We start from the raw sequence: 19,095 nt of genomic DNA, 5'->3' as shown, positions 1-19,095 counted from the left end.
AGGGGCCCAGTGGTGGCAACGCTTTCAGAGATACAGGCCCTTTTGGGCGAACCTCGGTTCAATTGGTCGGATCCCGCGCCGTGGATCGGCCTTGAGCGGGAACTGGGAATCGAATTCCCCGCGGACTTCCACGAGATCGTGGATGCCTACGGTTCGGTCTCGATCAATGGACAGTTGTATCTGAAGCACCCCGCCGGACACCTTCTGCATGATCTGGGAACCATGATCAAGAGGGAGCTCGAATTCTGGGGCGAGGAGGACATGGCCGAGTTCCTGCCGAATCCGGCAGGGACGAAACCCGGTGAATTGGTGCCGGTGGCCACGGCCACGACGGGGGAGATGATTTTCCTTCGCATTCCCGAGGAGACCTCGTCGCCCTGGCGCGTCGTCGTCCAGGAGATGGACAGTCCGTCGTGGACTCTCTACGAGATGACGTTCGGCGAGTGGTTGCTGGCCTATCTCAAGGGGAGGGACGTGACGCTGTGCGTGCGCGACCGCGCGCCTGACGGTCCGTTCTACGAGTTCCTTCCCTAGGAGCGAATCCGCGAAGCCCCACCCTTCAAGGGTGGGGCTTCGTCATCTCCCGGGCGGCGCTTCGTCATTGACCCCGGCGCCCCGCGATCAGCCCGGCCTGCTCCCGCAACGCCGAGACCAGTTCCCGGGCGGCCCGGCTCGACGCCGAGCGCAGGACGGCGACGCTGATCTCCCGCGCCGGGACCGGTCCGGCCGGCGGGCGTACGGCCAGGTCGGGGCGGGGCGCTCGACCTGGGCGTCACCCGGCTGTGCGTCGTCGACTGAGACACGCTCCGTTCCCCCCTGCCGTCCCCAACCCACCCCGTCCCTGAGAGGGCACGACCATGGCCGCACGCATTCCGATCCGTCAGGCGATCGCCGACCAGAAGGAGGGCATGTCCGCCTTCGTGGACAAGCGGCGCCCGGACTTCGCCCACCACCGCCGACGGTCGGCCTGGTGCCTGGGCCGGGCGCCGTCGGCGCCCGGCCCGGTCACGGGATCAGGACCTCTCGGAGGCCAGTTCCGCGCGCACCTCACGGGCGGCGGCGACGAGGTTCTCCAGTGAGGCCCGGGTCTCCGGCCAGCCGCGGGTCTTCAGACCGCAGTCGGGGTTGACCCACAGGCGCTCGGCGGGGATGGCCTCAAGACCCTTGCGGAGGAGGGCGGCCGCCTCGCCGGTCCCGGGCACGCGCGGGGAGTGGATGTCCCAGACGCCGGGCCCGGCCTCGCGCGGATAGCCGTGCTCGGCGAGTTCGTCGGCGACCTGCATGTGGGAGCGTGCCGCCTCCAGGCTGATGACGTCCGCGTCGAGGTCGTCGATCGCCCGGACGATGTCCCCGAACTCGGCGTAGCACATGTGGGTGTGGACCTGGGTGTCCGGCCGCACGCCGCCGGTGGTGAGTCGGAAGGACTCGGTCGCCCAGGCCAGGTAGGCGGCATGCTCGGCAGCGCGCAGCGGCAGCGTCTCGCGCAGGGCCGGTTCGTCGACCTGGATCACCGAAGTCCCCGCTGCCTCCAGGTCGTTCACCTCGTCCCGCAGGGCGAGGGCCATCTGCCGGGCGGTGTCACCGAGCGGCTGGTCGTCGCGTACGAAGGACCAGGCGAGCATGGTCACCGGACCGGTCAGCATGCCCTTGACCGGCTTCGGGGTCTGCGCCTGGGCGTACGTCGTCCAGCGCACGGTCATCGGCTGGGGGCGGGAGATGTCCCCGGCCAGGATCGGGGGCCGGACGTAGCGGGTGCCGTACGACTGGACCCAGCCGTGCTGGGTGGCCAGGCAGCCGGTGAGCTGCTCGGCGAAGTACTGCACCATGTCGTTGCGTTCGGGCTCGCCGTGCACCAGGACGTCGAGCCCCGTCTTCTCCTGGAAGGCGAGGACCTCGCGGATCTCGTCCTTGATGCGCTCCTCGTAACCGGCGGCGTCGATCCGGCCGGCCCGCAGATCGGCCCGCGCGACACGCAGCTCGCTCGTCTGCGGGAACGAACCGATGGTCGTCGTCGGCAGCAGCGGAAGGCCGAGCTGGGCCCGCTGGGCCACGGCCCGTACCGCGTAGGGCTGCGAGCGCCGCCCGTCGGCGTCGGTGACGGCGGCGGCACGTGCCCGTACGGCGGGGTCCCGGGTGAGGGTGGACCCGCTCCGGGAGGCCAGGTCGGCGCGGTTCGCGGCGAGTTCCGCCGCGATGGCGCCCGTGCCCTGCGCGAGACCGCGCGCCAGCACACCGATCTCCGCGGTCTTCTGCCGGGCGAAGGCGAGCCAGCGGGCGATCTCCGGATCGATGCCCCGCTCGGCGGCGGCGTCCAACGGCACGTGCAGGAGGGAGCAGGAGGCGGCGACGTCCACCTGATCGGCGAGCCCGAGGAGGGTACCGAGGGTTGCCAGGGACTTCTGGTAGTCGTTGATCCAGATGTTGCGACCATTGACGACGCCCGCCACCAGGCGCTTGCCGGGGAGCCCGCCGACGGCGGCGAGGTCCTCCAGGTGGGCCGCGCCCGATGCGGTGAAGTCGAGGGCGAGCCCGTCGACCGGGGTCTTGGCCAGCACCCCCAGGGCGTCCCCGAGCCGCCCGAAATAGGAGGCGACGAGCAGCTTCGGACGGTCGGCGGCGCCGCCGAGCTCACGGTAGGTACGGGCGGCGGCGTCGAGCTCGATCGGGGTCCGGTCCTGGACCAGTGCCGGTTCGTCCAGCTGCACCCACTCGGCCCCGGCCGCGCGGAGATCGGCGAGCACCTCCGCGTACACCGGAAGAAGCCGGTCCAGGAGGGTCAGCGGCTCGAAGTCCTGGGCCACGCCCGGTGCGGGCTTGGCGAGCAGCAGGTAGGTGACGGGGCCCACGAGCACCGGGCGGGCACAGTGGCCGAGCGCGAGAGCCTCCTTCAGCTCGGCGACCTGCTTGCGGGAGTCGGCGGCGAAGACGGTGTCGGGGCCGAGCTCGGGCACCAGGTAGTGGTAGTTGGTGTCGAACCATTTGGTCATCTCCAGCGGCGCGGTGTCCTGCGTGCCGCGGGCCATCGCGAAGTACCCGTCGAGCGCGTCCGCCTCGACGGCCGCACCGTGCCGGGCGGGGACGGCGCCGACCATCACCGTGGTGTCCAGGACGTGGTCGTAGTACGAGAAGTCACCGGTCGGCACCTCGTGGAGACCGGCCTCGGTCAGCTGCCGCCAGTTCGACCGGCGCAGCCCGGCCGCGGTCTCCCGGAGCGCGTCGGCGTCGACACGGCCCTTCCAGTACCCCTCGACGGCCTTCTTCAGTTCACGGTTCTCCCCCTGGCGGGGGTACCCGTACACGGTGGCTCGTACGGCCGCGGGCTTGGGTGTCACGGAACTCTCCTTCGCGAGATGTGTCCTGAGCGCCCCGGAGACGGGACGCGGACGCGAAGGAACGGACAGACCGGCGGACCACGGCGCGGATGTGCCGCACGTGCCGCTCGATATGCGCGCCGACCCGCCCACGAGGTCACCGGGATCTCCGCACGCGGAATCGTCCGCGCGCGGGCAACGGGCAGGTCTTCGGACTTGCGGGCACGCTCTCCGGACGCGACCGGAGGGCACCTACTGGCCGTCGCTTCCCAGACCCGTCCGGGCCCAGTGCGTATGACGGCGGTCGTTCCCGCTCACCGCTGCGGGGCAGTCCCGGATTCCCACCGGGTTCCCTCTTACGACGCATCCCGCCTGGCGGACGGGGCGAACCAGCTGCACGGCCACCTTAGGCGGACGAACGCCGACCGCACACCCCTCACCGCATATCGGAACGCGGCGGCCGTACGTCGGCCGTCCCTGGGGGAGGCCGGTCGCCGGTCGGTCTCCCCCAGGGACGGCGGCACTCGGGGAGGCCGGCCGCCGGTCGGTCCAGGGGCGGCGGGGCACTCAGCGGTGGAGGTGCCGCTGCCAGTCCTGCGGGACGCGGTCGGCCGGGCCCGGGGCCGGCTGGCCGGCCGGGTGGCCGTCCGGCGGGGCGAGCGCGGGGCCGGCGTCGTACAGGTCGTCGGTGGCGTAGTTCCAGAACCAGCTCTCGCCCGGCTCGAAGCTCTGGACGAGGGGATGTCCGGTGGACTTCCAGTGCGCGGTGGCGTGCTGGGCCGGAGAGGAGTCGCAGCAGCCGATGTGGCCGCACTGGGCGCAGCGCCGCAGGTGGAACCACCAGCCGCCCACCGTGTCGCAGTCCCCGCAGCCCGGGCCGCTGGGCGGGACGCTCGTGTCGATGCCCTCGATCTCGGTCATGCGTGCTCCTCGGCGGTGTCGGAGTCGGTGTCGGTAGGGGCGGGGGTGGGGGAGCCGGACCCGTCTTCCGGCCCGGAATCCGTCTCCGGGGCGGTCAGCGGCAGCAGCACCTGGAACCGGGTGTCGCCCGGGACGGACTCGACCTGGAGGCTTCCGTGGTGCTTGCTCACGACGATCCGCCAGGAGATGTCGAGGCCGAGACCGGTGCCCTCGCCGACCGGCTTGGTCGTGAAGAAGGGGTCGAAGATACGGCCGCGGATCTCCTCGGGGACGCCGGGGCCCGTGTCGCGGAACTCCACGAGCAGCCGGTCGCCCTCCCGGGCCGTACGGACCGTCAGGGTGCCGTCGCCGCCGTCGCTTCCGATGGCGGACACCGCGTTGTCGATGAGGTTGGTCCACACCTGGTTCAGCTCCGCCGGATAGGCGGGCACATCGGGGAGGGAACGGTCGTAGTCCTTGACGACGCGCACCCGGGAGCCGATCTTGCCGGACAGCATCAGGAGCGTGCTGTCGAGGAGTTCGTGGACGTCGACCTCACGGTGCGGGGCGCGGTCGAGCTGCGCGTACTGCTTGGCCGCGTCCACCAGATGGGAGATCCGGTTGGTGGAGTCGTCGATCTCGTCCATCAACAGCTCTGTCTCGACCGTGTAGTTGAGCCAGCCGACGGCTCCCGGCAGCACGTCGTCGGCCACGGTCGCCGCCACCTGCTCCAGCCAGTCCGTGTCCAGACCGGCCTGGACGAAGGTGGGCGCGACGCGCCAGCCCTCCGGGATGCCGTGGTCCTCCAGCCAGTCGGCGAGCTCGTCCTCCCGGTCGGACGCCTCCAGCGGGCTCAGCACCGGTGCCTTGGCGACTCGTTCCGCGGTGCGTTCCTGGATCTCGATGAGTTCGGCGAGCGCCTCCCGGGAGTAGGGGCCCTTGGCGATGACGGACAGCTTGTGCCGCATCTTGCCGACCCGCTCCCGGAGCGCCGCGGTGGCCCGGACGGCCGCCGCGGCCGGGTTGTTGAGCTCGTGGGTGAGTCCGGCGGACAACGAGCCGAGCGCGAGCAGCCGTTCGCGCTGGCCGATGGCGCGCTGGGTGTTCTTCGAGCCGAAGAACAGCCCTTCGAGGAGGTGCACCGCCATCGGGAACCACTCGGCCATGATGTCCGCGAACGACTGCGCGGGCATGACGAAGAACCGGGTGGGCTCGGTCACGTGCATGGAGTTGTTGTACGTCTGGGGCACCCGGTCGCCCAGATACGCCTGCATGGCACCCGCGTACACACCCCGCTGCGAGGTGCGGGTCACCTCCACCTCGTCGCCGCCGACTCGGCGGTACATCACGACGGTTCCCTCGATCATCACGTAGAAGCAGGTGGCCGGGTCGCCCTCGATGTAGACGGGTCCCGGCCCGAACCGTTCCACCCGTCCCTCGGCGCACAGCCGGGAGAGCTGCTCGGGCGAGAGCTTCTCGAACAGGAACAGCGAGCCGATCTCGTGCTGGTCGCAGGGCAGGACCTCGCCGCCGATGTCCGGGCCGCCCATGTCCCGGCCGCCCGCGTCCGCGCCGCCCGCGTCCTGTCCGCTCATGTCCTGTCCGCTCATGACTGCTCCAGATACCGGTGGACGAGCATCACGGCCATGGCTCCCTCTCCCACGGCGGAGGCGACGCGCTTCGCGGACCGGGCGCGCGCGTCCCCCGCCACGAATACCCCGGGAACGTTCGTCTCCAGGTGGTACGGCGGCCGGTCGAGGGCCCACTCGGCCGGTGGCCGCCCGTCCGGCGTGAGATCCGGTCCCGCCAGGATGAAGCCGTTCTCGTCGCGCAGCACCGTCCCGTCGAGCCAGTCGGTCAGCGGGGCCGCCCCGATGAAGACGAACATCCACTGGGCGTCGACGCCTTCGGTCGCGCCGGTCACGGCGTCCCGCAGGGTCAGCCGTTCCAGGTGCTCCTCGCCGTGCGCGGCCCCGACGACGGTCCTGGGCCGCACGGTGATGTTCGGCGCCTCCTCGATCTGCTGGATCAGGTAGTACGACATCGAGGCCGCCAGCGACTCCCCGCGCACGAGCAGCGTCACGGACTTCGCGCCCCGCGCCAGGAACACCGCGGCCTGCCCCGCGGAGTTGGCGCCGCCGACGATGTAGACGTCCTGGTCCTCGCAGGACGAGGCCTCGGTGAGGGAGGAGCCGTAGTAGACACCGCGCCCGGTCAGGTCCTCGCAGCCCGGTGCCAGGAGCTGCCGGTAGGACACCCCGGTGGCGAGGATGACGCTGTGGGCGGCGACCTCCGTGCCGTCCGAGAAGCGGACGACGCGAGCCGCGCCGTTCACCTCCAGACCCGTGACCTCGCGCGCGGTGAGGATCTCGGCCCCGAACCGGGTGGCCTGCCGGCGGGCGCGTTCGGTCAGCTGCCCACCGGAGACGCCGTCCGGGAAGCCGAGGTAGTTCTCGATCCGGGAGCTCTGGCCGGCCTGCCCGCCGGTCGCCGAGCGCTCGACCAGGACGGTCCGCAGACCCTCGGAGGCTCCGTACACCGCGGCGCCGAGCCCGGCCGGGCCGCCGCCGATGACGACGAGGTCGTAGAAGTCGGCGGCCGGCGTCGTCGCGAGCCCCACCCGGGCGGCCAGCTCGGGTGCGTCCGGTTCGAGCAGCGCGGTGCCGTCAGGAGTGATGACCAGGGGAAGCCGGCGGCCGTCGGCCCCGGCCGCGTCGAGGAGACGCCGGCCCTCGGGCTCGTCGGAGGAGTACCAGCGGTACGGCACCTGGTTGCGGGCCAGGAACTCGCGTACGTACGAGGAGCGCGCCGACCAGCGGTGACCGACCACCTTGGTCGCGGGCACCGGCCGGTAGTCACTGGCGCGCCAGGCCGTCAGGAGGTCGTCCACGACGGGATAGAGCTTCTCCTCCGGTGGGTCCCACGGCTTGAGCAGGTAGTGGTCGAGGTCGACGACGTTGATCGCGTCGATGGCCGCGTTGGTGTCGGCGTACGCGGTCAGCAGGACGCGCCGGGCGCCCGGGTACACGCCCAGGGCCTGTTCGAGGAACTCGATGCCGTTCATCTGCGGCATGCGGTAGTCGGCGAGGATCACGGCCACGAGGGCGCCCCGCAGCTTCAGCTCGCGGAGCGCGTCGAGGGCGGACTCGCCGGATTCGGCGCGCACGATCCGGTAGCCGCCGCCGTAGCGGCGCCGCAGGTCGCGGGCGATGGCGCGGGACACTCCCGGGTCGTCGTCCACCGTCAGGATGACGGTCCGTGCCGCGTCGGTGACCTGTGCCATGCGTCTCCGCCCTGCTCACCTCGGACGGCCGGCACGGCGGGCTGCCGACGCCGGCTCCCGCCCATCGTAAGTTCGATCCCATGGGACCGCTCCGGATCGCGACGGCCTGTGCGCCGCCGGCGCCTGTGCGCTACGGATCTCCCGGGGGTGAGACGGAGCACCCGTGTCACGGCGTGTGCCGGCCGTCGCGGGGGCCGACACGGCGTGGGCCGGCCGGACCCGGGCGTCGTCACGGCATGTGCCGGACCGTCCAGACGGAGACCGGCGACAGCGATGCCTCGACGGCCTCCAGCCGTGTGCTCCTCTCGTCCTTGCCCGGCTCCTCGGCCAGGAGGACGACGGCGGGGGCGACACCGCACCGCAGGACCGGCACGGTGCCCGCCTCGGCCAGGGCGCCGGCGCGGAGCGGGCGGCCTCCGGTACGGGACCCCGATCGGAGGGCGGTCGCACCCCCAGCGCGGCGATGCCGCAGAGGTCGGCGCCCCGCGCCCGCAGAAGTCCGGGAGCGCGCTCAGCCGCGCCGGGTTCCCTGCGCGCATGAGTACCCTCCGGCGGACGCCCCGTCCGAGTCCTCCGCCTTTCCCGGACTCCTGCGGACACCGGACCTTTCTTCGCCTGCTCCCTTACGCACCGGCGCGTTTCCGCCTAGCCTCACCACAGCTCGCAAGTTACCGACCGGTCAATGAATCGTTGACGGGCAGTCCGGTCCCGGGGGGTTGAGATGAGTTCCGCGCAGCACCTTCTTGAAAGCCGCCCGCAGTCAGTGGCGCACATCTTCCTCTCCAGGGTCGAGGCCACGCCCGACCGGGAGGCCTACCGCTACCCGGTGGCGACGGCCGGGCACGGCGCCGCCGGAACCGAGGAATGGCGCTCGCTGACATGGGCCCAGACCGCGGAGCGCGTGAAGGCGATCGCGGCCGGCCTGCTCACCCTCGGGCTGCGGCCCGAGGAGCGCGTGGCCATCTCCTCGTCGACCAGGGTCGAGTGGATCCTCGCCGACCTGGGCATGATGTGCGCCGGCGTCGCCGCCACCGCCGTCTACCCGAGCACCAACGCCGAGGAGACGGCGTACATCCTGGCCGACTCCGGCAGCCGGGCCATCTTCGTCGAGAACGCCGAACAGCTGGCCAAGGTGGCCATCCACACGGACGGCCTGCCCGGGCTCGACACCGTCATCGTGTTCGACCCGGATGCGGACATGCCCCGGGCCGAGGGACTGGACGTGCTGACCCTCGCCGAGCTGGAGAAGCGGGGCACGGCGCACCTGCAGAAGCATCCGGACGCGATCGACGCGGCCGTCGGGGCCATCCGGCCGGACGGTCTCGCCACCCTGATCTACACCTCCGGCACGACCGGCCGGCCGAAGGGCGTGCGCCTGGTTCACGACTGCTGGTCGTACCAGGCCGTCGCACAGGAGGTCAGCGGGCTGCTGCTCCCCGACGACGTGCAGTTCCTGTGGCTGCCGCTGTCCCACGTCTTCGGCAACGCCCTGATCGCGGGTCAGGTGAAGACCGGCAGCGTGATCGCGGTGGACGGCCGCATCGACCGGATCATCACCAATCTGCCCGTCGTCCGGCCCACCGTGATGGCGTCCGCACCGAGGATCTTCGAGAAGGTCTACAACGGGATCGCCGCCCGGTCGAAGGCGGAGGGCGGAGCCAAGCACAAGATCTTCCTGTGGGCGGCGCAGGTCGCGCGCGACTACGCCAGGACCGGGCAGGAGACCGTCGTGGCGACGGGACGGCGCTCGCTGCCCCTGTGGCTCTCCGTGCGGCATGCCGTCGCCGACAGGCTCGTCTACGGCAAGATCCGTGCGGCCTTCGGCGGCGAACTCCGCGGCAGTGCCTCGGGCAGCGCCGCACTCGCCCCCGACATCGGCTACTTCTTCGCCGGCGCGGGCGTGCCCGTGCTCGAGGGCTACGGCCTGACGGAGACCAGTGCGGCCGTCACGGTCAACCCCGTCGAGAACTTCCGGGTGGGCACGGTCGGCAGGCCCCTGCCCGGCACCGAGGTGCGGATCGCGGAGGACGGGGAGATCCTCCTGAAGGGCCCCGGCGTCATGCGCGGTTACCACAACCTCCCGGAGAAGACCGCCGAAGTGCTGGACAGCGACGGCTGGTTCCACACCGGCGACATCGGTGAGATCGACAAGGACGGCTTCGTCCGGATCACCGACCGCAAGAAGGACCTGTTCAAGACCTCCGGCGGCAAGTACATCGCGCCCACCGAGATCGAGAGCCGGTTCAAGGCCGTCTGCCCGTACGCCAGCAACATCCTGGTCATCGGCAACAACCGCAACTACTGCACCGCCCTGATCACCGTCGAAGAGAGCGTGATCATGCCCTGGGCGGAGTCACAGGGCCTGGGCGGGCGCAGCTACGCGGAGATCGCCTCCTCGCCGGAGGCGCACGCGCTGATCGACGGCTTCGTCCAGCGCGTGAACGGCGACCTGCAGCGGTGGCAGACGATCAAGAAGTTCGCGGTCCTGCCGCGCGACCTCGACATCGAGCACGGCGAACTCACCCCGAGCCTCAAGGTCAAACGGCCCGTCGTGGAGCGGGAGTACGCCGAGGTCGTGGAGGCCATGTACGAGGGCGCCCGCGAAGCGTGACGCCCTGAGGGCGCCCCGCGGGCCCGCCCCGAGCGCACCGGGTGCTCGACCTCGGCACCCGGTGCGGCGCCCGCCTACGCGGAGGCCCTGCCCAGGCCCCCGGATCCGCCGTTCGTGGGCGGGTACGCGGGCCGTTCCGGTATGGCCGGCGCACCGTGCGGGGACGGGAGGGGCGGCAGGGACGGCTGCTGCAGCCAGGCCCTCAGCAGGCCGTCCACCGGCTCCGTCGCGTAGCGGGACACATGGGCCGTGAAGGTCGCCGTGGTCACCACGCCGTGGCGGTGCACGGTCGCCCAGTCGCGCAGCATGCGGAAGAAGGCACCGTCGCCCAGGGCACAGCGGATCGCGTGCACGGTGAGACCCCCACGCTCGTACAGGCGGTCGTCGAACATCAGCTTGCGCCCCGGGTCGGCGAGCTTCAGGTCCTGCGGCTGCGTGGCGAGCAGCCGGTGCGCGGTCGACGCGAGCTCCTGCGCGGTGCGGCCGCCGGAGCGCTCCGACCAGAGCCACTCGGCGTACTTGGCCAGGCCCTCGTTCAGCCAGATGTGCCGCCAGTCGGCGATGGTCACGCTGTTGCCGAACCACTGGTGCGCGAGCTCGTGCGCGACGAGACGCTCCGAACCGCGCGCACCGTCGACGTGGTTGGCGCCGAAGAGGGAGAGCCCCTGGGCCTCCACCGGCACGTCGAGCTCCTCGTCGGCGACGACCACCGCGTACTCGCCGAACGGATACGGCCCGAAGAGCTCCTCGAACAGCTGCATCATCGCGGGCTGCCGGGCGAAGTCACGCGAGAAGCGGGGCAGCAGATGCGCCGGCACATGGGCGCTCTGCGGCACCCCGCCGAGCCCCGGGTCCCCGAGCAGCACCGTCTGGTACATGCCGATGGAGAGACCGACCAGATAGCTGGACGTCGGCGCGGACTGCTCGTACACCCAGGTGGTCGTGCTGGCCTTGGTCGTACGCGTGAGCAGCCGGCCGCCCGCCACCACGGTGTACGCGGAAGGGGTGTTGACCGAGATCTGGTACGAGGCCTTGTCGGCGGGCCGGTCGTTGCACGGGTACCAGGAGGGGGCGCCGACGGGCTGGCTCGCGACCAGGGCGCCGTCGGTCAGCTCCTCCCAGCCGAGCCCGCCCCACGGGCTGCGTACCGGCCTGGGGTTGCCCGCGTAGTGCACCTCCACGGTGAACGCGGCGCCCGCGGACAGCGGCTTGGCCGGCCGGACACGGAGCCTGCCGCCGCGGTGGGTGTAGTGCGGCGCACGGCCGTTCACCAGGATCCGGCCGACCTTGAACTCGGAGAGGTTCAGATGGAACTCGGTGAGCGGCGCCCGGCCGGCGATGGCGCTGAGCCGCGCCGTCCCGGCCAGCCGGTTGGGGCCGGGGCGGTAGTCCAGAGCGAGTTCGTACCGATGCACGCGGTAACGGGAGTCGCCGTGGTCAGGGAAGTACGGGTCCGATGCCGTTGTCCGCTCGCCGCTCACTGCTGCTCCCGCTCCCTGCCCTGTGCTGTGCTCGTGCTGCCCGTTCAGGCCCGCCACGCCTCGATCGGATTGCCCAGCCAGCGGGTGTCGGCGGGGACGGATTCCCCGGCCATCACGAGAGAGGCGGGACCCAGCGTGCTGCGGGCCCCGACCGAACTGCCGGGCAGGACGATTCCGCCCGGGCCCAGGGTGGCGCCCTCGCGGAGGACCACAGTATCCGTCCTCAAGATCCGGTCGTGGAAGAGGTGAGTCTGCAAGACACAGCCACGGTTCACGCTGACCGCGTCACCGAGCACGACCAGGTCCGTCTCGGGCAGCCAGTAGCTCTCGCACCACACGCCCCGGCCGACCCGGGCCCCGAGCCCGCGCAGCCACAGGTTGAGCAGCGGCGTCCCCGGCACCGATCCGACCAGCCACGGCACGGCGAGGACCTCGACGAACGTGTCGGCCAGCTCGTTGCGCCACACGAAGCCGGACCACAGCGGGTGCTCACCCGTCCGGTGCCGGCCCACGAGCAGCCACTTCGCGGCCACCGAGACGAGGCAGGCGGCCGCACCCGCGGCGAGCAGGACCGCTCCGGACAGCAGCGCAGTGCCCCAGACCCCCAGACCGGTCGCGGTGGCCAGGGCGCAGAGGGCCGCCACGGTCAGGACCGCGAGGGCGGCCGAGGAGAACACCGGGAGGAGCCGGAAGAGCTCCACCAGACCGCGCGCCCACAGCAGCCGCGCGGGCGGGTCGTACGTCCGGCTCCGGTCGGAGTCCGCCGCGGACCGCGGCAGCCTGACCGGGGGCAGGCCCAGGTACGAGCTGCCCTTCTTGGCCTTCTTCGGCGTCGCCGACAGGACGCCGACCAGTCCGTCGTCCGGCACCGTGCGGCCCGGCGCGGTCATGCCGGAGTTGCCGAGGAAAGCCCGGCGGCCGATCTCGGAGTGCCCGATCCGCACCCAGCCGCCGCCCAGCTCGTACGGGGCGGTCAAGGTGTCGTCGGCGAGGAACGCGCCCTCGCCGACCGTGGTGAGGCTCGGCAGGGCGAGCACCGTGGACACCTCGGCGCCCCGGCCGATCTTCATCCCGAGCAGCCGCAGCCAGACCGGGGTGATCAGCCCGGCGTACAGCGGGAACAGCGTCTCCCGCGCCAGGTCCATCAGCTGTGTGACGGTCCACGCCTGCCAGGCGACCCGGCTGTGCGTCGGATGGCTGCCGGTGCGAAGCCCGAGGCTGAGCAGCCGCACCGAGACGAGCACGAGCGTCGCGTACGCGAACCCGTAGGCGAGCGCCCCGGGCACCACGGCGAGCAGCGCTCCCCGCAGCGCCTCGGCTAGCCCGGCGTCGGCGGGCACGAAGCGGCTCACGACGAGCAGCGCGGGCAGGGCGGCGAGCAACGGCAGAACCGTGAGGAGGAATCCGGTCGCCCCGTAGACCGCCCGCCAGCGGAGCGGCCGCGCCGGCCGCTCCTTGGGCCAGTTCCGCTTGGCCTTTCCGAGCTTGCCCGCGGGCGCACCGGCCCAGCGCTGCCCGGTCGGGATCTGCCCCGCCACGGCCGAGCCGGGTGCCACCTCGGCCCGCTTGCCGACCCGCGCCCCGGGGAACAGCAGGCTGCGGGTGCCGACCACGGCGCCCGCGCCGACCTTCACCGGGCCGATCTCCAGCCGGTCGCCGTCCAGCCAGTAGCCGGAGAGGTCCACCTCGGACTCCACGGCGCAGCCGCGGCCGAGCTTGAGCATGCCCGTGACCGGCGGCAGCGCGTGCAGGTCCACGTCCGGGCCCACCTTGGCGCCGAGCGCCCGCGCGTACCGCTCCAGCCAGGATCCGGTGAGCGAGGTCGCGCCGACGAACTCGGCGAGCCGCTCGGCGGTCCACAGCCGCAGATGGACGCTGCCGCCCCGCGGATGACGTCCGGCCTTCACCCCGCGCAGCAGCAGCCGTGCCCCGCCCGCGGCGATCGCCAGCCGGCCGGGCGGACTGAAGAGCAGCGCCGCACCGGCGGCCACCACCCACCACGAGGCGGTCGGCGCCCAGGGATGGGCCCCGAACCAGCGCAGGACGTTGCCGAGCGCGAGCAGCGCCACCGTCCAGCGGAGCCCGATCACCGTGAACAGCGGAAGCAGCAGGACGGTCTGGAGAAGCCCGGCCCGGAACGGCACCGGCGGAATCGTCCGTACGGCCCCGTCGTCCTGGGCGGACTTCTCCAGGCGCCGGGCCAGCTTGCGCAGGGTGGGCTGCTGGTAGATGTCGACGACGGCCGCGCCCGGATAGCGGGTGCGCAGCCGGGTGGTGAGCTGGGCGGCGGCGAGGCTGTTGCCGCCGATCGCGAAGAAGTCGTCGGCGGGGCCGGTGACGGCCACGCCGAGGGTCTCGCTCCACTGCTCGGCGAGCCAGGCCTCCGTGCCGTACAGCTGCTCGGACGGGCCGGTGGTCTCCAGGTCGGGCAGCGGCCACGGCAGCGCGTCCCGGTCCACCTTGCCCGATGTGCGGGTGGGCAGGTCGGCGACGGGCGCGAGGAGCGGCACGAGAGCCGCGGGAAGCTCGGCGCGCAGCCGCTCGACCGCCGCCGCGTGGTCCCAGCCCTCCTGCGTCACGAGATAGCCGACGAGCAGCTGGTTACCACTGCGCGCGGTACGGACGGCGGCGGCCGCACCGGCGACGCCGGGCAGGCCCTGGAGCGCGGAGTCCACCTCGCCCAGCTCGATGCGGCGGCCGCCGAGCTTGATCTGCTCGTCTCCGCGGCCGAGGAAGACCAGACCTTCCGGCTCGGCGCGGACGAGGTCCCCGCTGCGGTACGCGCGCTCCCAGCCGAGGGGTTCCAGCGGGGCGTACTTCTCCGCGTCCTTCTCGGGGTCGAGGTAGCGGGCGAGCCCGACGCCGCCGATCACCAGCTGGCCGCTGCCGCCCATCGGCACCGGCTCACCGGACTCGTCGACCACGGCCAGCTCCCAGCCGTTCAGCGGGAGACCGATCCTGATCGGCTCCTCACCGGTCAGCAGGGAGGCACAGGCGACGACGGTGGCCTCGGTGGGGCCGTACGTGTTCCACACCTCGCGGCCCTCGGTGACCAGGCGCTGGGTCAGCTCGGGCGGGCAGGCCTCGCCGCCGAAGATCAGCAGCCGGACCTCGTCGAGGGTCTCCGGATCCCAGAGCGCGGCGAGCGTCGGCACGGTGGAGACCACCGTGATCTCCTGCTCCACCAGCCAGGGGCCGAGGTCGGCGCCGCTGCGCACCTGCGACCGGGGGACGGGCACCAGGCAGGCGCCGTAGCGCCAGGCCAGCCACATCTCCTCGCAGGAGGCGTCGAAGGCGACGGAGAGGCCCGCCATGACCCGGTCGCCGGGCCCGATCGGCTCGTCGACGAGGAACAGCGCGGCCTCGGCGTCCACGAACGCGGCGGCGCTGCGGTGGCTGACGGCGACACCCTTGGGCTTGCCCGTGGAGCCCGAGGTGAAGATGATCCACGCGTCGTGTTCGGGCCCGGGGCGCCCGGCGGTGGCACCGTCGCCCTCCCGCCCGGTGACGACGATCCGCTGCTCCGCGCCGACCACGGCCCGCACACCGGCCTCGCCGAAGACCAGCTCGGCCCGCTCGTCCGGGTCCTCGGCATCGACCGGCACATAGGCGGCTCCCGCGGCGAGCACGGCGAGGATGGCCACGTACAGCTCGTTCGTCCCGGACGGCACCCGGACGCCCACCCGGTCGCCGAGCCCCACACCGGCGGCCGCGAGCGCGCGCCGCCGGTGCTCGACCTCCACCGCCAGCGCCCGGTAGGTCAGCCTGGTGCCGCCGTCGTCCAGGGCGAGCTCGTCGGGGTAGGCCCGTACCGAGGCCTCGAAGATGTCGACGAGGGTGCGCACCGGGGCGGCGGGCCCGGCGGAGAACCGGGCGGACTTCCCGGACTCCTCCTCCCACGCGTCCCCGTCGTGGAGCAGAGCGGTCTCACCGTGCTCGGGTGTGGCTGCCATCGGACCTCGCGTCTCGTTCCCGGCAACGTCCGGGTCGTCGGGAGGAGCCCGGGTCTGCCCGGGTTGTTCCGTTCCGACGCCAAACAGCCCGCCAGTCTAGTGCGTCGGCCAGGATTCTCCGGTCGACACCTTGCGCGTGGCTGGTAGAGGACGGTATTGGAGGCGGATTCCAGGTGACCGTACGGTGACCCGGTGCCGTTCGGGCGCCCGCGGGCTCAGCCGCCCGCCGACAGCACGGCCACCCCCGGACCGTGGAGATCGTCCAGCACCGCCGTGCGCCCCGTCACCGCGAGGAGCAGGGACAGCGCGGGGCCCTGTGCCTCGGGCCCGGTTCCGGCCGTCAGGTCGGTGTCCGTCGCCGTGATCCGGACGCGGGACAGGAGTTCCCTCGCTCCGCCGAACGACACCGGGGTGCGCGCCTGGAGGCGGAGGGCCCGGACGACGGCCCGCGGCGGGTAGGAGCGGGCGAGGCCCAGGGGCCGCCGGATGTCCTCCCCGTGGACGATCTCCTCGACGAGCCGGCTGTCCAGCGGCGCGGGAGGCGCCGACGTCCTCGACGCCACCCGGCGGAACCGCTCCAGGGTCTCCTGCGGAGTGGCCCCGCGCTCGCGTTCCACTCCGCGCGTGTTCTGGCGGTCGAAGTCGAACCGCGCGAGCACCATGTCCCTGAGGAAGCCGAGGCGCGTCGCGCGGGCGTTGTCGACCAGATGGGCGAGCACGTCGTGCACGGTCCAGCCCTCGCAGAGCGACGGCTCCCGCCACCGCTCGTCCTCCAGGTGCGCCAGGTCGCCGATCAGCGCCGCCCGCTCGGCGTGCACCATCGGCCAGACATCGTCCGTCACGGCTTCTCCCTCATCGGCTGTCGTTCGTCGAGCACAGCGAACATCGGGTAGACCCCGGGAACGGCGAGAACTCATCGGCCGGCGGCCGCGGACGTCCCGCCCCGAGCGGCTGCCGTCGACCCCGTGGCCGTCCCCAGGGCGGCGCGCACCTCGCCCGCCAGGGCGAAGGGGTCGCCCGTGGGCGTCGTCGGGTAGCGCCGGTGGCCCCGCGCCCAGGCGTCGTCCCGCGCGAACCAGTCGACGGGGACCGGCGCGGTCCCGTTCACCAGCGCACGGTCGAGACTCGCGAAGTAGGCGGCCCAGCGCGGCGCGTAGACGTCCTGGACGAGGCCGGACCATTCACGGTTGGCGTAGTCGCGCAGACCACCCGCCTCGCTCGGCCCCCTGTCGGCCCAGGTCGTGAGGATCGAGCGGGCGTCGTACTCCAACCGGTCCCGTTCCTCCGCGTCGGCGCCCCAGGCGCGTGCGTCGGCCAGCCAGGGACCGATCAGGAACCGCCGGTCGGAGCCGACGAGCCGCCCCAGCAGCTCCTCGTGCGCCTGCCACTCCCGAACCAGCGCCCGGAAGCCCGTCAGGTCCCCGGCGTCGTACGCGGCCTTGACGCGCGGCAGCAGCACCCGGCCGCGGTTGGTGAGCGCCTGACGCGCCACGTCCACGAGGTCGAACCGGTACGCGTCCGTGGTCCGCAGCCGGGGCGCCACCCGGAGCAGTTCCGCGAGCGCCCGCTCGACCGTGGCGGAGTCGTACCGCATGGCCTTCGGGCTCCATTTCGCGGCGGTGGTCGCGGTCAGACCCGGCCGTGCGGCGAAGAGGCTGTCCTGCGGCTCGCTCCAGGTCCCGGACCGCATGCTGTACGGGCCGAGGCGCAGCTGCTCCCACGCGGCCGCCGCATGGGGGTCCGTACCGCCGTAGCGTCGGGCGGCGTACGCGGCGAACCAGCCCTTCTGGTCGACCGGATCCTGCTGCCAGGCGAGCTCGGTGAAGAGGTCGAACGCGGCGGGGTTCGCGCCGGTGCCCTCGGGGAGGTACGCGATGCCGCGCAGCGCGCTGTCCTGCTTGCCGAGCCAGGCGTGGAAGCGGTCCACCCACGCGCCGGTGTTGGCGCCGATGCTGGTGTGGCCGCCGAAGTTGGGGATCGTGCCGAACGCGTACGGCGTCCCGCCCCACCGGGCCTCGCGGTCGAGCCCGTCGTACCGGTCGGAGAGGCCGTCGACGATCAGGACCCGGCGGTGGTCCACGCCGCTCAGGAGGGCCGGGGTCGGGTTGTTCTGCCAGCCGAGCATGACCCAGGTGGCGCCGGGACGCGCGGTGTCCAGGGCCCGCTGGACGGACCCGGCCGCCGCCGCGACGTCCACCGTGCCCGCGACCCCGCCCTCGTGCAGCAGGTCCATCTTGAACATGTCGGTGACACCGAACCGCGCCTGCTGGAAGCGGTAGTAGGCGGCGGCGAGCGGGGCGAAGACGGGCCCGGTCGGATCCAGCCAGGAGGGCCGCTCGAAGCCCACCCACTTGCCCTGCGGGACGGTGACCGCGCCGTCGTTGCGCGCCGCGAAGTCCGAGGGCACGGTGCCGAAGAAGCCCGGCAGCACGGGCGTCATCCCGAGCGACCGGAGGTGGCTCGCGATCCGTCCGCCCAGCGCCGCCCGGGCCTCGACGAGCTGCTCGGAGACCGGCCCGCCGAACCCCGACAGGTTCTGCAGCAGCCACCAGCCCTGATGGGCCGGCGCGGGGATCCAGGCGCGCAGCTCCGCCGCGCTGTAGCCGAACTCCTGCAGCGCCCGGTAGTACGGGTACTCGGCCCCGGTGGGGACGAAGACCTCGTTCACGCCGTGCAGCGCCATCAGGTCGATGTCGTGCTGGTAGGACGCGAAGTCGCGGTAGGCGCCGGAGTACCCCTCGTCGGTGTCGTTCAGGGCGTAGCGGTGCGGCACGGAGGCCGACCGGGTGAGGGTCCCGGCGACCGCGGGCAGCGTGGCGGGCAGCCGGCCGACGCTGTCGCCGGGCCATCCGATGTCGACCCCGGCGACCCGCTCCAGGTACCAGCCGACACCGGTGAGGAGCGTGGCCGGCGAGGTGCCCCGGACGACGATCGCCCCGGCCTCGCCCGAGACCGCGAAGTAGTCGCCCGAGGCGGGCTCCTCGACCGGGACCAGGGTGAACTGCGCCGCCCGGGAGGGCAGCAGGCGCTCCAGGCTCGCCCGGGCGGGTGCGGCGTCGAAGAGGCCGGACGGGGCGTCCGCGGCCGACCGGGTGCCGACGGCCGGCGCGACCGATCCGGCGGACGCGGGCCGCGGGCCGGGGGCGGGCGTGACCGCCGAGGCGATGGCCCCCGACAGCGGTGGCACTCCGAGCGCGGTCGTCATCACGGCGGCGAGGGCCGTGGTGACGAGGACGGCACGGCATCGAAGGATCGGGCGACGGCCCATCTGGCTCCCTGCTGCGGGTCGAGCGGAAAGGCGAGGCGTGCTTCGGGAGGTCCGGTCGACGAAGACTAGCGACACCGCACCCGGCGGGGCCGCGGGCGCGCCCTTCTGACGGGGCGCCGGTGTACCGGCGGCGCCGGTCGGCCCGGGAAGTGGGGGAGTACCTGCCATGTACGGATGATCGGTCCGGGGCGCCGGGCGCGCATGCCGATACCGCCGCCCGGGGGGCGGCGGTATCGGAGGGTCCCTTGTCGCGGCCCCCGGGCACGGGGTTCCCGGGGGCCGCGGGGT

The 19,095-nt window shown here is 72.8% G+C and carries 11 protein-coding genes and 1 riboswitch; of the genes, 2 read left to right on the top strand and 9 right to left on the bottom strand.

Annotation, left to right across the window (positions count from 1 at the left end):
* The first annotated feature begins 12 nt into the window (after positions 1 to 12).
* Complete coding sequence (locus IF00_RS0118905; protein WP_245234569.1) at positions 13 to 534, top strand: SMI1/KNR4 family protein; 522 nt, start codon at positions 13 to 15, stop codon at positions 532 to 534.
* 479 nt (positions 535 to 1,013) lie between these two features.
* Here IF00_RS0118905 and metE read toward each other — a convergent pair whose 3' ends face one another.
* The 5 genes from metE to IF00_RS45665 form a co-directional block, all read right to left on the bottom strand.
* The gene (metE, locus tag IF00_RS0118895; protein WP_030319539.1) at positions 1,014 to 3,332 is read right to left on the bottom strand and encodes a 5-methyltetrahydropteroyltriglutamate--homocysteine S-methyltransferase; all 2,319 of its coding nucleotides are present in this window, start codon (positions 3,330 to 3,332) and stop codon (positions 1,014 to 1,016) included.
* A gap of 163 nt (positions 3,333 to 3,495) precedes the next feature.
* Positions 3,496 to 3,720: riboswitch (cobalamin riboswitch) on the bottom strand.
* Positions 3,721 to 3,878: 158 nt separating this feature from the next.
* Positions 3,879 to 4,232, bottom strand: coding sequence for a UBP-type zinc finger domain-containing protein (locus IF00_RS0118890; protein WP_030319538.1), 354 nt, complete (start codon positions 4,230 to 4,232; stop codon positions 3,879 to 3,881).
* On the bottom strand, positions 4,229 to 5,761 hold the full coding sequence (locus IF00_RS0118885; protein ID WP_425338336.1) for an ATP-binding protein: 1,533 nt from the start codon (positions 5,759 to 5,761) through the stop codon (positions 4,229 to 4,231). Before IF00_RS0118885 ends, IF00_RS0118890 begins: the two co-directional genes overlap by 4 nt.
* A 56-nt stretch (positions 5,762 to 5,817) precedes the next feature.
* A complete protein-coding gene (locus tag IF00_RS0118880) occupies positions 5,818 to 7,494 on the bottom strand; it encodes an NAD(P)/FAD-dependent oxidoreductase (RefSeq protein WP_030319536.1) in 1,677 nt (558 codons plus the stop codon).
* 229 nt (positions 7,495 to 7,723) lie between these two features.
* The gene (locus tag IF00_RS45665) at positions 7,724 to 7,867 is read right to left on the bottom strand and encodes a hypothetical protein (protein ID WP_158710483.1); all 144 of its coding nucleotides are present in this window, start codon (positions 7,865 to 7,867) and stop codon (positions 7,724 to 7,726) included.
* Positions 7,868 to 8,215: 348 nt separating this feature from the next.
* On the opposite strand from IF00_RS45665, the gene IF00_RS0118870 reads away from it, so the two are divergent.
* Positions 8,216 to 10,105 (top strand): AMP-dependent synthetase/ligase, encoded by a 1,890-nt coding sequence (locus IF00_RS0118870; protein WP_030319535.1) that lies wholly within the window; start codon positions 8,216 to 8,218, stop codon positions 10,103 to 10,105.
* Between the two features lie 74 nt (positions 10,106 to 10,179).
* Here IF00_RS0118870 and IF00_RS0118865 read toward each other — a convergent pair whose 3' ends face one another.
* From IF00_RS0118865 to IF00_RS0118850, 4 genes are all read right to left on the bottom strand, one after another.
* Positions 10,180 to 11,586: a M1 family metallopeptidase gene (locus IF00_RS0118865; protein ID WP_030319534.1), complete on the bottom strand. Its 1,407-nt coding sequence runs from the start codon at positions 11,584 to 11,586 to the stop codon at positions 10,180 to 10,182.
* Positions 11,587 to 11,630: 44 nt separating this feature from the next.
* Positions 11,631 to 15,539 carry a Pls/PosA family non-ribosomal peptide synthetase gene (locus tag IF00_RS0118860; RefSeq protein WP_030319532.1) on the bottom strand — a complete coding sequence of 1,303 codons (3,909 nt, stop codon included), beginning with the start codon at positions 15,537 to 15,539 and terminating at the stop codon, positions 11,631 to 11,633.
* Between the two features lie 215 nt (positions 15,540 to 15,754).
* Entirely contained in the window at positions 15,755 to 16,381 is a 627-nt protein-coding gene (locus IF00_RS0118855; RefSeq protein ID WP_388307617.1) for a maleylpyruvate isomerase family mycothiol-dependent enzyme, read from the bottom strand.
* Positions 16,382 to 16,452: 71 nt separating this feature from the next.
* Entirely contained in the window at positions 16,453 to 18,807 is a 2,355-nt protein-coding gene (locus tag IF00_RS0118850; protein ID WP_245234568.1) for an alpha-N-acetylglucosaminidase, read from the bottom strand.
* Between the last annotated feature and the right edge of the window lie 288 nt (positions 18,808 to 19,095).

It is taken from the genome of Streptomyces flavochromogenes (genome assembly GCF_000717595.1).
GTDB classification, from domain to species: Bacteria; Actinomycetota; Actinomycetes; order Streptomycetales; family Streptomycetaceae; genus Streptomyces; species Streptomyces flavochromogenes.
The sequence above is the reverse complement of the archived record's forward strand: the minus strand, read 5'-3'. Positions and strand labels throughout refer to the sequence as shown.